The organism is Flavobacterium calami (assembly GCF_038290035.1).
GTDB lineage: Bacteria > Bacteroidota > Bacteroidia > Flavobacteriales > Flavobacteriaceae > Flavobacterium > Flavobacterium calami.
In genome coordinates this window covers 14,174-29,801 of record NZ_JBBYHS010000012.1, presented here as the reverse complement: position 1 = coordinate 29,801, position 15,628 = coordinate 14,174, and the positions used below count along the sequence as shown (strand labels likewise).

10 protein-coding genes are annotated in these 15,628 nt (G+C 35.7%); 7 read left to right on the top strand and 3 right to left on the bottom strand.

Annotation, left to right across the window (positions count from 1 at the left end; genetic code table 11):
• Together AAEO57_RS12220 and AAEO57_RS12215 are read left to right on the top strand one after the other, a co-directional pair.
• Window positions 1-1,356 (top strand): HlyD family secretion protein, encoded by a 1,356-nt coding sequence (locus AAEO57_RS12220; RefSeq protein WP_341692967.1) that lies wholly within the window; start codon window positions 1-3, stop codon window positions 1,354-1,356.
• The gene (locus AAEO57_RS12215; RefSeq protein ID WP_341692965.1) at window positions 1,337-2,755 is read left to right on the top strand and encodes a TolC family protein; all 1,419 of its coding nucleotides are present in this window, start codon (window positions 1,337-1,339) and stop codon (window positions 2,753-2,755) included. Before AAEO57_RS12220 ends, AAEO57_RS12215 begins: the two co-directional genes overlap by 20 nt.
• A gap of 195 nt (window positions 2,756-2,950) precedes the next feature.
• Here AAEO57_RS12215 and AAEO57_RS12210 read toward each other — a convergent pair whose 3' ends face one another.
• Entirely contained in the window at window positions 2,951-3,310 is a 360-nt protein-coding gene (locus AAEO57_RS12210) for a hypothetical protein (protein ID WP_341692963.1), read from the bottom strand.
• A 112-nt stretch (window positions 3,311-3,422) separates the two neighbouring features.
• Complete coding sequence (locus tag AAEO57_RS12205) at window positions 3,423-4,298, bottom strand: NmrA family NAD(P)-binding protein (RefSeq protein ID WP_341692961.1); 876 nt, start codon at window positions 4,296-4,298, stop codon at window positions 3,423-3,425.
• 78 nt (window positions 4,299-4,376) lie between these two features.
• Here AAEO57_RS12205 and AAEO57_RS12200 point away from each other — a divergent pair, with 78 nt between their 5' ends.
• Window positions 4,377-4,754 (top strand): winged helix-turn-helix transcriptional regulator, encoded by a 378-nt coding sequence (locus tag AAEO57_RS12200; protein WP_341692959.1) that lies wholly within the window; start codon window positions 4,377-4,379, stop codon window positions 4,752-4,754.
• 79 nt (window positions 4,755-4,833) lie between these two features.
• Here the strand turns inward: AAEO57_RS12200 and AAEO57_RS12195 are convergent, their stop codons facing one another.
• A complete protein-coding gene (locus tag AAEO57_RS12195) occupies window positions 4,834-5,751 on the bottom strand; it encodes a phytanoyl-CoA dioxygenase family protein (RefSeq protein WP_341692957.1) in 918 nt (305 codons plus the stop codon).
• A 203-nt stretch (window positions 5,752-5,954) separates the two neighbouring features.
• On the opposite strand from AAEO57_RS12195, the gene AAEO57_RS12190 reads away from it, so the two are divergent.
• The 4 genes from AAEO57_RS12190 (at window position 5,955) to AAEO57_RS12175 (ending at window position 15,620) form a co-directional block, all read left to right on the top strand.
• Complete coding sequence (locus AAEO57_RS12190) at window positions 5,955-9,995, top strand: two-component regulator propeller domain-containing protein (protein ID WP_341692955.1); 4,041 nt, start codon at window positions 5,955-5,957, stop codon at window positions 9,993-9,995.
• Between the two features lie 145 nt (window positions 9,996-10,140).
• Complete coding sequence (locus AAEO57_RS12185) at window positions 10,141-10,467, top strand: hypothetical protein (RefSeq protein ID WP_341692953.1); 327 nt, start codon at window positions 10,141-10,143, stop codon at window positions 10,465-10,467.
• Window positions 10,468-11,154: 687 nt separating this feature from the next.
• Window positions 11,155-12,552 carry a hypothetical protein gene (locus AAEO57_RS12180; protein ID WP_341692951.1) on the top strand — a complete coding sequence of 466 codons (1,398 nt, stop codon included), beginning with the start codon at window positions 11,155-11,157 and terminating at the stop codon, window positions 12,550-12,552.
• Between the two features lie 35 nt (window positions 12,553-12,587).
• Window positions 12,588-15,620 (top strand): SusC/RagA family TonB-linked outer membrane protein, encoded by a 3,033-nt coding sequence (locus AAEO57_RS12175; protein ID WP_341692949.1) that lies wholly within the window; start codon window positions 12,588-12,590, stop codon window positions 15,618-15,620.
• Window positions 15,621-15,628: the final 8 nt, after the last annotated feature.

Genomic DNA, 15,628 nt, shown 5'->3' with positions numbered 1-15,628 from the left:
ATGCTCAATATATCTAAAGATAATAATGTACTTATAACTCCGGGCAAATACAAATCGATTACCAGTGTTGCCCGAAGACCACATTATCAAATTTTAAACAAGGTTATAATCGGATTTTTAATTTTTTGTGTAGCCTGTCTTTTCCTGCCATGGACTCAGAACATCTCAGGAAGCGGTTCTGTTACAACCTTAAAACCCGATCAGAGACCCCAAACCGTACATAACGCCATTGCCGGAAGAATTGAAAAATGGTATGTTCAGGAAGGGGATTATGTGAAAAAAGGAGATACAATTGTTTTTATTTCTGAGGTAAAAGAAGATTATCTGGATCCTAATCTTGTTGGAAATACAAAACAACAGGTTGATGCCAAGAAAATGGCGGTTGAATCGTATGGAGATAAAGTAAATTCGCTTGAAGTTCAGGCGCAATCGCTTAATACCGAAAGAGAACTAAAGTTACAGCAGGCCCAGAATAAAATCAGGCAGGCTCAACTGAAAATCAAGAGCGACAGTATGGATCTTGAAGCGATAAAAACACAATTAAGAATCGCTAAAACACAATTTGACCGTTCGACAGCACTTAACAAAGAAGGTCTAAAACCGCTTACAGATGTGGAGCAAAAAAGACTGAAACTTCAGGAATCTGAAGCGTATATAGTGACACAGCAAAACAAGCTTTTGAGCAGTAAAAACGAACTGATAAATGCAAGAGTCGAAATTAACAGAATTACAGCTGAGTATACGGAGAAAATTTCGAAATCAAAAAGTGATAAATACACTGCTTTGAGTACACAATACGATACAGAAGCACAGGTTAACAAATTGCAAAATCAATATGTAAACTACAGTATCAGAAACGGTTTATATTACATTACAGCTCCTCAGAGCGGATATGTAAACCGTGCTTTGCTGGCAGGTTTAGGAGAGACTATTAAAGAAGGAACCCCAATTGTCAGCATTATGCCTGCAAGTTATGATATTGCGGTAGAAACCTATGTTGATCCTATCGATCTTCCGCTGGTGCACAGAGGCGCAAAAGTTCGTGTCTGGTTTGACGGATGGCCGCGAATTGTATTTTCCGGATGGCCTGGATTGTCTTATGGAACGTATGGAGGAAAAATTGTGGCAATCGAAAATTTTATAAGTGCCAACGGAAAATACAGGGTACTTGTTTCACCTGATGGTAAGGACAATAAATGGCCAAAAGAACTGAGTATTGGAGCTGGGGCACAGAGCATTGCTTTACTGGAAACAGTTTCTGTAGGGTACGAAATATGGCGAAACCTGAATGGTTTTCCTCCAAATTATTATAAGTCAGACGAAAAAGAGGCAAAGGATGGTAAGGAAAAAAAATAATTTGAAAAATGCTGTAACAGTATTTTCTCTTTTATTTTTATTCGGCTTTTCTAATGTATACAGTCAGGATTTTAATAAAGAAGAATTAAGTTACAGCGAGTTTTTAGGATACGTAAAAAAGTATCATCCGCTGGTAAAGCAGGCCAATCTTGAGATTAGTACTGCTCAGGCGGCTCTGATGCTTGCCCGTGGGGGATTTGATCCTAAAATTGAAGTGGATTACAATAAAAAAGAATTTAAAGGGACAGAATATTATTCGCTCCTAAACAGTAGTTTTAAAATTCCTACCTGGTACGGAATCGAAATCAAAGCAGGTTTTGACCAGACAGACGGACAATATTACAATCCGCAGAACAAAACTCCGGAAGCCGGTCTGACTTCTTTAGGAATTAATGTTGCCTTAGGTCAGGGAATGTTCATCAATCAGAGAATGGCGGATGTCAGGGAAGGAAAACTGCAGGTAAAACTGAGTGATGCACAGCGAAAACTAAAAGCGATTGAGGTTTTGTACAAAGCCAGTGAAGCGTATTTTGAGTGGAGAAAAAGCTATAATGAAGCCGAGCTCTATAAAAGGTATCTTGGTTTTGCCAGTACTCGTTTTCAGGGTGTAAAAAAACTGATTGAACTGGGCGATGCTCCTTCAATTGATAGTGTTGAAGCCGGAATTACCGTTCGAAACCGTGAATTAAATGTAGAAAACGGAAACCTGAAATTAGCCAAAGCAAAATTATATCTTTCAAATTATTTATGGATCGAAAATGTTCCCGTTGAACTTGGAGAAACAGTTAAACCGGAAGAAAATTTAATTAAAACGCTGGAAGAAACGCTGAGAACGGATACCATGATGGTGGATGTTGCAGGTCTTGATTCTCATCCGAAGATTCAGGCTCTGGAGACCAAAATGGGTATGCTGGAAATCAGCAGGGAACTGAAAGCCAATTCACTACTTCCCAAGTTAAATGTGGGGTACAATTATATTTCCGAACCTTCCTATTTTGATTCTTTTAATACCGACGATTATAAGTTTAACGTCGATTTCAGTATTCCGATTTTTTTGAGAAAAGAACGCGGAAGCTTAAAGCTGGCAAAACTTAAAATTCAGGATTTAAAGTATGATATAGATCAGCAGCGACTGGAACTTAAAAATAAAATAAAGGCACAGCAAACGGAAATAGCTTCTTTAAAACGTCAAAAAGGCGTAATCGACAATCTCGTAAAAGATTACATTACAATGCTGAACTCGGAAGAAAAATTGTTCTCTTTTGGCGAAAGTTCTATATTTCTCATCAATTCAAGGGAAAATAATCTGGTGAGTGCCAAGCTATCACAAATTAGTATCGAAAATCAGTTTTACATTTCAAATGCCGAATTGTTTAAAATACTAGCAAATCCTGATTGATATTTTTTTTTCTTTTTCAAACCACTTATTTGTCAGGAAAATAAGTGGTTTTTTATTTAAAGGATATTAGCTCACCCTTTGGGTCAAATGATTAAAAATAGATCCAAAAACGGATATTAGGAAGTAAATATCATTTATAATTTCAAGGAATTGATGCTAGCCTGACACTTAATTTTTAATTTCTACCCAACGGTTTTAGTTTAGTCTTTCACAAGTTTCTGTTCTAAGACAAATTTCAGTTCCCAGATAGAGCGGGTTTCCGTGTTTTTCGGACCAGAACCCTTCCAGTAAATCTTTGGTGATACAGCGGTAAACGGCAACTCCTTTGTATGTTTTTTTGTCTTCTCCTTTATAACTAAAATTGATTACGAGAATATTATCTTTAAAAAATCCCGAACCTTTTTGTTCCTGACTATTATTGATTATCCATTTGGCTTTAATCCGGTTGTTTTCGTCAAGAGAAAGTGTCAGTGTGCCTTTATACGTCATTTCATCTGAACCATCCTGATTACTTCCTGAGATGGAATAGCTGCCAGTTAAATCCTGTATTGTCATTATTTTGTTGGTAGTTTAAAAAAAAGAGGACAAATATATCAAATAATGAGAGAAGGTTAATAAACAAAAAAGCCGTAATTTTTTTTACGGCTTTTGTTTGGTTGTGAAAGATTTAAAAGCGGGATGCAAATTGTTTTGCAAAATCTTCCAGTTTAATTTTTCCATCAATGCTATAATTATTTGTGATAAAATCATTAGCAATTTTTCCGTTGGCTAAACCTGTCCCCATTTCAGTATATAATTTTGCAATTTCTTCAGGTATTCCAGCCTGAGTCATACCCTGAAACGATTGCTCGTCTGTAAATTCAACCCATGGCAGGTCAGATTTACCAATGGCATCTCCCAAACTATTTGCCACATCCTTTGGAGTTCTGACATCACTGATGATGTAACGAATATTTTTACCTGATGAAGTTTTTACTATTTCTTCGGCGGCAGCCTGAGCAATATCTTCGGGATGAACCAATGGTATTTTTACATCTGATGGGAAATTGCCTCCTATAATACCTGCTCCCTGAATCATTGGGATATCATTATAAAAGTTGGTATAAAAATAACCTGCTCTTAAAAAAGTAATGGATGTATTTAATTCGTTATACAATTTTTCGATATGATAAAGTCCTGCGATCGGTCCGTTTCCAGTGGGCAAATCAGCTCCAATACTGCTTAACATGACAACACGTTTAATCTTTGTTTCTGATATCGCTTTTGCGAAAGCACGACCGGCTTCAGTTGTGTTTGCAATGATATTTTGACCTCCTAAATTAGGTGGTGTCATTGCAAAAAGAGCATCAGCATCTTTTAATGTTTCAGTTAAAAATGCAGCGTCACTTACAGAGCCAATGGCAGCTCTTGCACCCAAATTTTCGATTGTTGTTTTTTTGTTTGAATCACTACTGATTACCGTTACGTCGTGTCCTGAAGCAATAAGATTAGTTGCCAGAGGTTTTCCAATGTTTCCTAAAGAACCTGAAATTATAATTTTCATAATATATTTTTTTATTTGTTGATACAAAGGTATCTTTGCACTTACTTTTATACAAGTACTTACCCTAAAGTATGTATTATGACAGCAATTAAAAAATCATCGACTATTCAGGAAAATAAGCAGTATGCTTTAGAGAAGTGCCCTGTTACATTTGTAATGGAAAAAATTGGAGGGTACTGGAAACCTATAATTTTGTATCAATTATCGAATGGAGATAAGCGTTACAGCGAATTGAAAAGAGCCATTCCGGCCGTGACAGAGAAAATGCTGATTCAGCATTTAAAGCAGTTAGAAGCTGACGGTCTTGTGATAAGAGAAGCAAAACCGGTTGTACCGCCTTTTGTAACTTACAGGCTAAGTAAAGCGGGAGAAGGGCTGATACCTGTTATTGAGGGCATGGCTTCGTGGGCTTTTAAGATGAAAGACGGGGCTTTTAATATAGAAACTTTGGAATAAAGTAATAAAAGGCTTGTTCGTGAGAGGTGTTTTAAGATATAATGTTTTTTTTATCTTCTAAAAATTATCCTCTCTAAGGTTATAACCATTCTCCCGAAGCATTATAATCATTTGGTAAATAGGTAAGATATTGAACCATTCTTGGGCTTTTTCCTTTATTTGGAGTTGCACAATGTGGCAAAGTGTTGTCCCAGATTATAAAATCACCAGCATTACCACTTATAGGTTTTGGTTCTAATGTTTTAATAGCTTTTTCCCTTGGATTTTCATCTGGACCAAGATCATTTAACCATTGAATAATTTGATTATGAAAACCCGGGACACAATGAAAAGCACCTTCGTCGGGTCCACAGTCGGTTAAGTAGAGCAAACCCTGAAACCCAAATGTAAGAGGCTGTTTTAGGCTAATATCCCAATGTAGCGGACTTCCTAAAAAAACAAAATTTTCATTTTTAGGAGGATTAAAGCTTACCTTGTCTATGGTTTTATAGATGTTGGTTGTTTTATAAAGTTGTTCGTAGGCTTTTTTTATTTTTGGAGAAAACCGGTTTTTATTCAGGGTCTCATGATCAGAAAAATTCAGCATTAATCCTTTTTGATCTTCGTGCCTTATATACCAGGTTTCTTTTTTGTTGGGATCCATTTGTAAATATTCCCAGATGGCTTGTTGGGTATCTTCGCAGTCTTTTTTCGAAATAGCATTTTTTACAACCACATAACCATTCTTGTCCCAAAATTCAAGATCTTTTTCAGAAAGGACGTTTTCTGTCAAATCTGTGCTTTCTGTATGAATATCTTTTTTACGATCATTAATCCATGACTTAAAAGTTTCAAAATTAGGTTTTTCAAAATATAAAAATTGCAAAGTATCTTCCATGCTGATGCCTAACTGAAATAACGTTTTTATTTCATTATCCCAGCTTTGTGTATTTTCTGCAGATTTACTTTCAGGATTAGTAGTTCTTTTCCATAAATTTTCAAGAATAGTCCATGGCATAGTTTAGATATTTTTTTAGTTTGCTTTAATTTTAATCTAAGAAAGACATTGTTAAAATTATCATTTTTTTTCTTTTTATTACCGAAATTAAACTTTTAAATAATAGACGGGCAATTGTGATTTTATTTGTTTTTTGTTGTGATTTTTTAAATTATTGATAATTTTAATGCTTAATTATGCTTTCTAATTTAAAATTAACAACCTTGAAGAATTTTTTTATAATTCTGATTTTATTCATGGGATTTTACGTACCGGTTTCTGCGCAGGAAACTCAGGTTAAATTTCTTGATATATCAGACGGGTTATCCAATAATTCGGTTGTTACCATATTTCAGGATAATGATGGTTATATGTGGTTTGGGACTTATGACGGACTAAACCGCTACGACGGATACAATTTTAAGGTATTCCGAAACCGCATCAATGATAAAAAGTCATTGCCTTTTAATACAATTTATAATATTGAAGGGGATTCAAAGAATAATATATGGATTGGCGGGGCAAATGGTGTCTGCATTTACAACAAAACCAGTGCAGGGTTTCAACCTGTCAGATATATTTCCCTAAATAAAAAGTCTGAAATTGTGAGGGATATTATCCATCAGGTAAAGGCTGTTTCTGAAAACAGGGTTTTGGTTGCCTCTCAAAACTTAGGCTTGCTTATTTTTGAAAATGGTTCTTTTATCGGAAGGAGTGTTCCGCTTGTGATGCCCGGAAACAGAAACGTTGTGCATCATTATGATGCTGTCGCTATTCAAAACGATTTAAAAAATAACAGATGCTGGATATATGTACGAAATGTAGGGCTTTGTACTTTTAATGATACCTCAAAAAGGTTAAAAGTTGTCTTTCCGTTTTCTATAGAAGTAAAAACAATGGAAGTGGCTTCATCTGGCAACCTTTGGTTTGGGACAGATGAAGGTCTTTTTCTTTTTGACATAAAAAAAGGTTCATTCTCTGAAAATTATTTTTCCGGCAGATGTACCGTTGCGGATATTCTTATTGATAAGAAAAAAGAAATGTGGGTGACTACAGATGGTAATGGTATTTATAAAGTTACCGGAACAGGAAAAAAAGCGGTTCTTTACAGTTCAATAAAAGAAAATAAACTATTAAAAAGTAATTCGATCTGGAGCCTGTACGAGGATAAAGCGGGAAACAAATGGATAGGTACTTTGCGTGGCGGAATCAGTATGCTGAGCAATACGGCACGGTATTTTAAAACGGTGAGAAACAATGCCAATGATCCTGCCGAAAATTTTATTCTGTCATTCTGCGAAGACGAAAAAAACAATTTATGGGTAGGAACAGATGGTGCGGGCCTGAAATACTGGAACCGTAAAACCAATACCTATATTAATTATGTCAATAAACTTTCGAGTAAATTTATCACCGGCATTGTAAGGGATGATAACAACGAAATCTGGCTTTCTACTTGGGCAGGAGGTATCAACAAAATTAATCCGAAAGATAACTCGGTAACACAGTTTTCATGCTATAATCCTGTTACGAAACAAGTGGAAAAAAATGTTTGGTTTGTTTATAAAGATTCAAAATCAAACATTTGGGCAAGCACAACAAATGAAGGTTCCTTGTATCTTTTTGACCGGACTAAAAATAGTTTTACACTTTTTGATACATCGATCAATAATCTGCAGTGCATGACAGAAACCTCAGACGGAAAACTCTGGGGCGGAAATTATTCGATGTTGTATTCTATCGAAAAGGAAAGCAGAAAAATTAATAAAATTACAATTGGTAATCCGGTTCGCTGTATTCATGAAGATAAAGGCAAAAATCTTTGGCTCGGAACGCAGGAGGGAGGATTGCTATTGTTTGACCGAAAAACAAATACGTTTAAAAGACTTACTACTGATGACGGCCTTCCTTCGAATACTATTTTGAGGCTGCTGGAAGACAAGGAAGGAAATCTCTGGATGAGTACTTATAATGGTATTTGCAGGTTTGATAAGAAAAGAAAAACCTTTAGGAATTTCTCAGTAAATGACGGGCTTCAGAGCAATCAGTTTAGTTTTAATGCCGGAGTTAAATTGTCTACAGGAGAATTTTTGTTTGGCGGAATTAATGGTTTTAACAGCTTTTTACCGGAAGCTATTAAAAGTTTTAATCAGGAAAATAATTTATTGCTGACCGATTTTTATGTAAACAATCAGTCGATTGAGGAAAGTAATGCAGAGATCGATACTAACTCAGATAAAATAAAAAAAGTCAGTTTAGATTACGACCAGACCACTTTATCGCTCGAATTTGTTGCTTTGGATTATAACAATGCCGACAAGATCAACTATGCGTATTTGTTAGATGGCTGGGATCAGCAATGGAATTATGTAGGGCAGAACAGAAAAGCTAATTATTCCAGATTGCCTGAAGGGAAATATACTTTTAAAGTAAAAACCACTAATTTTAAAGGAGGCTGGAACAAAGAAATCAGTCTTGTTACGATAGAAGTTTTACCGCCGTGGTACAGAACCTGGTGGTCTTATTCTTTGTATTTACTGGCTATTGCCGGAGGTCTTTTTGTCTATTTGAATTATCAGAAAAACAAGGAGAAGCTAAAATATAAAGTAAAAATAGCTGAACTCGAAAGCAAAAAGGAAAAAGAAATTGCTGAGAAACAGTCATCGATGTTTACATATATTTCACATGAGTTTCGTACCCCGCTTTCGCTAATAATTAATCCGCTTAAAAAAGCAGTTCAGAAAGAAAGTGTTCAAAATGGTTCTTCCGGAAGTGATCTGGCAATTGCGCATCGAAATGCCCGCAGGCTTTTAAGTCTTGTCGATCAGCTTTTGCTATTTAGAAAGGCCGAAAATGACGCAGATTCCCTACGATTATCTCCTATAAATGTAAATAATCTTTGTAATGAAGTGTATCAGTGTTTTGTAAATCAGGCAAAAGACAAAAATATTAAGTACAATTTTAATATTCCGGATCATGAAATTGAAATCATTGGAGATTATGAAAAAATCGAAATTTCATTATTCAACCTGATGTCCAATGCTTTTAAGTATACACAAAATGGAGGTGAAATCAACCTGATTCTGACTGAAAATGATAATGAGGTAATGCTTGAAATTACAGATAATGGCGAAGGAATCGAGAAAAAAGATATTGAGGTAATTTTCGAAAAGTTCAAACAAATCAATTCTAAAGTTTCTATTGGAACCGGTTTCGGAATCGGGCTTTATATCGTAAAATATTTTACAGACAAACATAAAGGAACCGTAAGCTGTAGTAGTGAACCCGGAAAAGGGAGTACGTTTAAATTGACTTTTCTGAAAGGTGACAGGCATTTTGAGAATGCTGAAATAACCAATGATATTCAAAAAAGGAGCCAGCTGTTTGATGAATTAATTATTGATGACTCAGATGAAAATAATGTACACGGAAATCCACTTTCTGAAGCAGATCTGCAAAAAGTAATGCTTACTGAAAAAAGAACCGTTTTAATTGTAGATGACAATGCTGAAATCAGGGGATATTTGATCAAATTGTTTGCGGAGAATTATATAGTCTACAGTGCTGAAAACGGTGCAGAGGGGCTAAAACTAACCAAAAAACACATGCCAGATCTGGTAATCAGTGATATTACCATGGAAGAAATGGACGGTCTTGAGTTATGCCGAAAAATAAAAGAAAGCAATGATTTGTCTCATATTCCGGTCATTCTGTTAACTGCATCAAAAAATCCGGAGACCCATTTGCAGGGAATAAACGATGGTGCCGACGATTATATTACAAAACCATTTGATAATGATATTTTGGTGGCTCGTGTTGAATCGTTATTGCGTAACCGAAGCAATTTACGAACCTATTTCTTAGACAGTATTACTTTAAAAGAGAACACACAGAAAGTCCCGGTGGAGTATCAGGAAATTTTAAAAAAATGTATTGATATCGTAGAGGCCAATATTCATAAGAGAGATTTTACGATTAAAACCTTTGCGCTTGAAATGGGCATGAGCCACAGAACGCTTTATACCAAAATCAAAATCATTTCGGGACAGACTTTAAATGCTTTTATTCGTTCCCTACGAATCCGAAGAGCTGCGATGCTCATGCTTACTGAAGATATTAATATTGCACAGGCAAGTGCTGAGGTTGGTTTTGAAGATCCTAAATACTTCAGGCAGCAATTTGTGAAGTTATTCGGAATGACACCTTCAGAGTATATTAAAAAGTATAAAAGTTCTTTTAATTCAGATTTGAATGTTATAAAATAGAACTTGCAGGGTGTAATTTAAAAGTTGTCAGGCCGAGCGAAGCCTCTACGCATAAAAGCTTTCGACTCCGCTCAGGTGATATTGATTTCTGAAAAAGGCGAAGGTGTTTAGGAGTCCAATCCATTTTTACAAACAAACTGGCACAATGGGAGTACTTTGCAACCCATCGCACCAAGCACTGGAAGATTTTCCAACAGCTATGAATACCGACTGGCAATGGTGGGATTTGAATGTAAATTCTACAACGCTTATTACAGACGGAATTGAAGGAGGAAATCCAATTGTGGAAATGGTAGACAATTTTGCCAATAACCGAAAACTGGCATCACTTTTTGAAGGAAGTACAGGCTCAGGAAAACTGATGATTGCCTCTTTTGATTTAACAACCGATTTAGATAAACGCCCAGTTGCTAAACAAATGCTTATTTCAATTTTGAAATACATGAACAGCGAATCATTTAATCGGAAGTGATTAAAAATCCTGAAATTCTAAAATCTATTCTTGTAGTTCAAAAAGAAAAAGGTAAAGAAGGAGCAACAAGTATTTATTAAAATTAACCATTTGTTAAAATTAAAAAATAGTTATCATGCTGAAAGAAGTCAGTTTTTCAAAATTCAGACCGTTATAAGATGAATTTTTATTTCAATTGTTAATTATGTATTGTTTAAAAATGTGTAGTTATTTTTTTATAGTTGATAATTTTATGTATAAAATAATGGCTAATTACAAATTTGACCTCCTTTTTTTTCCATTTTACCCCTCATTGAAATTTCAAACTACGCATTACTTTGCATCTATAAGGTAATGATTGTTAGTTAAGTTACCGTTATGTTATAAGTGTTTGTTTTACGATAAGTTTTTGATCTGTTTAAAGAACTGAGCATTTTTTATAAACAGAGAGTATGAGCTGGTTTGTCATATTGCTTATCACGCCCGCAGTTTAAAAAAACTGCGGGTTTAATTAAAAACGAATTCAAAAAGAATATATAAAAAAGAAAAATAATTAATCCTAAATACCATAGATAGTATATGAAAACAACCTTTTAAAAACTCTTTTATTCTGTATGCCTCAAAAAATAGTGATAAGACAACCTACATAGAATACAATCATTATTAGAAATAAAAAAAACTAACTAACCTAACTTTAAAATCAAAGAAATGAAAAAAAATGTATTTTTATTTTTTCTTGCCCTTTTTGCTGTCCTGTTTACGGGATGCCAAAATAACGAATCGGGTTTTCCGAGTTCTGACAATCCCACAGTAGTTGTTGCTACAAAAGAAATTTATGGTGCACCGACCAGAAAATTTGAAATCAAAGCCGCTCTGGCAGATGATTTGGGATTAAAGAGTGTTGAAATTCAGATTCCTGAATTATCCCTTGATAAAGTGATTACGTTTGCAACAAATCCGTTGTTGGAAACTTACGATTTAAGTTATTTTTTCGAAGTACCTGCAGACAGAGGAGCCTCAGAGACTTTCAAAATAAAACTTATCATTACAGATGTTTCCGGAAATACTGTTAATGAAGAAATCAACCTGCGTTTAGATGGAGAATTTGCTGCTCCTGCAATAAGCATGGTTACTCCAAAAGAAGGAGCGGTTATTTTACTATCGACAAGCAATCAGATGCCGGTAAATTTTGTGGTAAACGATGATTCCGGAATCGATTATGTTCAGGTAAAGTGTGAGGCTTTAGGAATTAATGAAACGATTCAGCTGTCTGGTTCGCCTCAGACTTATACTTTCAATAAAACGTATACTTTGCCGGTAACTGCCGCGGATTACGTTTTGACTATTACAGCTAAAGATAAATTTGCGATTCCGAATACTGGAACTTTAAATATCAATATTGTAGCTACGAATGAATATCCGGCAATCTATTTGGTGGATCAGCCAAAAGGAACAAATCTTACGACAGATGCTGTTGGTGTTCCGATGTATTTTCACAATAAAACCGGACAGGATTTCGAATTTAAATATTATGCCGATAAAGACAATAAAGAAGTGTTTTTCTTAGGTCAGGAATCTGACTTTTCCCCACACTGTTTCGGATTAAATGCATCAGGGGAATTGGCAGACGATGTGGCTTCCTCTCCGATTATTTTACCGACAAAAGGATATTACAAAATCAAGGTAAATCCAAATACATTAAAATATACTGTAGAAAAATATACTCCTACAAGTAAAGTATGGGCAGATGTTGCAAACGGTTTATGGCATGATGACGCAGCCCAAAGAAGACCTTTCGTAAGTGTTTGCGGAGGAGGAATTCAGGGAGCCAACTGGGACACCTGGACAGCCTGGACTCAAACCGGCCTGCATTTGGCCAATAACCCAAACAACCCTTATCAGTTAGTAGGCGAATATACATTGACAGGAACTATGGAAGCAACTTTCACAGGGCAGTGGTGGGATCCATCATGGAGGCTGATCAAAAATGGTATTGCAACCATGTCACCTGGTGAAAACGGAAATGCTAAATATCCTGCAGCTCCAGGAGTTTACAAAGTAGTTCTTGATACCGAGTTAGAAAGGGTATTCATAACAAAAAAATAGTTTTGTTATAACATTAATAAATAAAACAGCTAAATATGAAATTTAAATATATATGGTTTTTTATTGCCTTATTATGCAGTACAGCATCATTTGCGCAAATAACAATCAAAGGAACTGTAAAGGATAAAGCCAATGTGCCGATTCCGGGTGTTAATGTAATTGCTAAAGGAACTTCTAATTCAACAGCAACTGATTTTGATGGAAATTTTTCGATTTCTGTTCCGAATAAAAATACTCAGATTGAATTTTCTTTCATCGGTTTTACAACGAAACTGGTAGACGCAGGAGACAGAACAACCATTGATGTGATTTTGGAAGAATCCAGCCAGGTTTTGGATGAAATTGTGGTGGTTGGTTATGCTGCCGTTAAAAAGAGCGATGTAACGAGTTCTATTTCTTCTGTAAAAGGAAAAGAGCTTCAGACGATGACTGTGGGTAACGTCACAGAATCTTTACAAGGAAAAGTTTCCGGGGTTCAGGTTACAGGACAGGGTGGTCCGGGCGCACAGCCAAGAGTTTTGATTCGTGGTATTTCTACGATAAACCTTAGTACAGATCCGCTTTATGTGGTCGACGGTATTCCGATGGGGACGAGTATCAATTTTTTAAGTAATAACGAAATTGAGTCTATGGAGGTTCTAAAAGATGCTTCGGCAAGTGCAATCTACGGTTCGAGAGCGTCTAACGGAGTTATTCTTATTACAACTAAAAAAGGAAAAGTGGGAAAAACAAGATTTACTTTTGATCTGAGTTCAGGTATGCAGATGATGGAGAATCCGTATGATATGGCAGATGCAGAAGGGTATGCAAATATTTTGAATACTGCTTATAATAATTCTGGTTATTCAGATTATTTGCCAAATGCTTCTCAGTACAGAGGAAAAACTACAGACTGGTGGGGTGCCGGAATAAGAAAAGCGTCTCCTGTAACAAATGCTTCTTTAGGTGTTATGGGAGGTTCAGAAAAACATACTTATGCTGTGAGTTTAAACTATTACGATTCAGAATCAATGTATGAAATAGGAGGATGGGAAAGAATCACCATGAGAATCAATAATGATTTTAAATTCTCAGATAAATTCTCTGCAGGAATCACTTTAAACCCTCGTTATGAAAGCTGGGGAGGTCCTTCAAATTGGGCTGATTTTGTTAAAATTGATCCTATTACACCAATTTACAAGCCGGCAGATCAGTTAAACGGAACAGAAAATGAATACAGCATTTATGCACGTTCTCCTTCATACGTTTGGAATCCTGTTGCCGCTGTAAAAAGATATGACGATTATACAGACCAGTATAATTTAAATACCAACGGATACTTGCAATACACGCCTATCAAAGGACTTGTGATTCGTACTCAGGCTTCCATTGAAGTGGGAAATAAAGTACAAAGTATTTTCAGACCAGATTTTGTTATTGACGCTGCTCATGAAAAGGCAGAAATTAACAGTGTTGAGCGAAAAGCGACTACAAATCATGACTGGACATGGCAAACTACTGCAACTTATTCAAGAACATTTGCAGAGAAACACAATGCTTCGTTGATGATTGGTAGTACTATGGAAGAATATAACGGTAATGATACATGGGGCTATGGAGAAGGTGTACCTAATAATTCAGAATCGATGAGAGAGGTAAATGCAGCTACTAAAAATCGTGATAGCGGAGGAAATAGCTGGTCAAGTTCTATAATGTCATACATCTCTCGTCTTTCTTACAACTACGACAACAAATATTATCTTACAGGAACTTTTAGACGTGACGGTTCTTCTAAATTTATGTCAAATAATAAATGGGCGAATTTCCCTTCTGCTTCTGCTTCATGGAGAATTTCTAATGAAGGCTTTATGGAGAGCAGCAAAGATGTTATAAATGATCTTAGATTAAGAGCTGGTTGGGGTAAAGTAGGTAATCAGGGATTGCCGGATTCAGTTTATCAATCTAATATTGGACAAGGTTACTACGTAATTGGAGGTGAAATGGTAGATACTTCTTATCCGTCAACCATGGCAAATAAAGATATCAAATGGGAAACGGTTGAAGATATCAGTTTTGGACTTGATTTCGGATTATGGAAAAACAAACTTTCAGGTTCATTAGAATACTATCAAAAGAAAACAAATGATATGTTATTCAAGAAGCAATTTCCAACATACAGTGGTTTTCCGGGGTATTCAACAATCTGGACAAACGTAGGTGCTATGCAGTCAAGTGGTATTGATTTATTACTTTCCTATAAAGATAAAAAAGGGGATTTTTCGTACGGTGTAGATGTAACTTTTACAACAGTAGATGTAGAAATGCTTTCTTTATCAGCTGAAGGAGAAAGACTTTATGGGGCAGGAAACAGAACTTTAACTGAAAAAGGAGAAGAGCCAGGATATTTTTACGGATACGTAGCAGATGGTTTGTTTCAAAATCAGACCGAGCTTAATGCTCATACTGACGAACACGGAACAAAATTGCAGCCTTATGCAAAAGCGGGTGATATTCGTTTCAAAGACGTAAACGGAGACGGAAAATTAGATGATAAAGACCGAACAAAAATTGGTTCTCCGTGGGCTGATTATAATGTGGGTTTAAATTTAAATTTCGCTTATAAACAGTTTGATCTGGTGGCTAATTTCTATTCAAGTATCGGAAATGATATCGTAAACCAGAATATTTCAGATTTATACAATGGTGCAAGTTTAACAAACAAAGTAAGTGGATTAGAGCTGATGGCATGGCACGGAGAAGGAACTTCTAATTATGTTCCTCGTTTGTCTAAAGACGACAATAACGAAAACTTTACTAAATTCTCTTCTTTTTATGTGGAAGACGGTTCTTTTGTACGTCTTAAAAACCTTCAGGTAGGATTTTCATTCTATAATAAATTCGGGTTAGATAAATTGAGATTGTCTTTGTCAGGTCAAAATATATGGACATGGACAAAATATACAGGTGTTGATCCTGAAGTGGCAGGAGGAGACCCTAATAAAGATGACAGAGTTAAAGGATCAGGTTTTGGAGGATGGAATTATCCGGTTCAGCCAACAATTTTGATGGGTCTTAATGTAGCATTTTAATAATAGAA

What these genes read in the sequence shown, in the direction of transcription:
- AAEO57_RS12220 (WP_341692967.1), top strand. Translation starts at nt 1, where the DNA reads ATGCTCAATATATCTAAAGATAATAATGTACTTATAACTCCGGGCAAA.
- AAEO57_RS12215 (WP_341692965.1), top strand. Translation starts at nt 1,337, where the DNA reads ATGGTAAGGAAAAAAAATAATTTGAAAAATGCTGTAACAGTATTTTCT.
- AAEO57_RS12210 (WP_341692963.1), bottom strand. Translation starts at nt 3,310, where the DNA reads ATGACAATACAGGATTTAACTGGCAGCTATTCCATCTCAGGAAGTAAT.
- AAEO57_RS12205 (WP_341692961.1), bottom strand. Translation starts at nt 4,298, where the DNA reads ATGAAAATTATAATTTCAGGTTCTTTAGGAAACATTGGAAAACCTCTG.
- AAEO57_RS12200 (WP_341692959.1), top strand. Translation starts at nt 4,377, where the DNA reads ATGACAGCAATTAAAAAATCATCGACTATTCAGGAAAATAAGCAGTAT.
- AAEO57_RS12195 (WP_341692957.1), bottom strand. Translation starts at nt 5,751, where the DNA reads ATGCCATGGACTATTCTTGAAAATTTATGGAAAAGAACTACTAATCCT.
- AAEO57_RS12185 (WP_341692953.1), top strand. Translation starts at nt 10,141, where the DNA reads ATGGGAGTACTTTGCAACCCATCGCACCAAGCACTGGAAGATTTTCCA.
- AAEO57_RS12180 (WP_341692951.1), top strand. Translation starts at nt 11,155, where the DNA reads ATGAAAAAAAATGTATTTTTATTTTTTCTTGCCCTTTTTGCTGTCCTG.
- AAEO57_RS12175 (WP_341692949.1), top strand. Translation starts at nt 12,588, where the DNA reads ATGAAATTTAAATATATATGGTTTTTTATTGCCTTATTATGCAGTACA.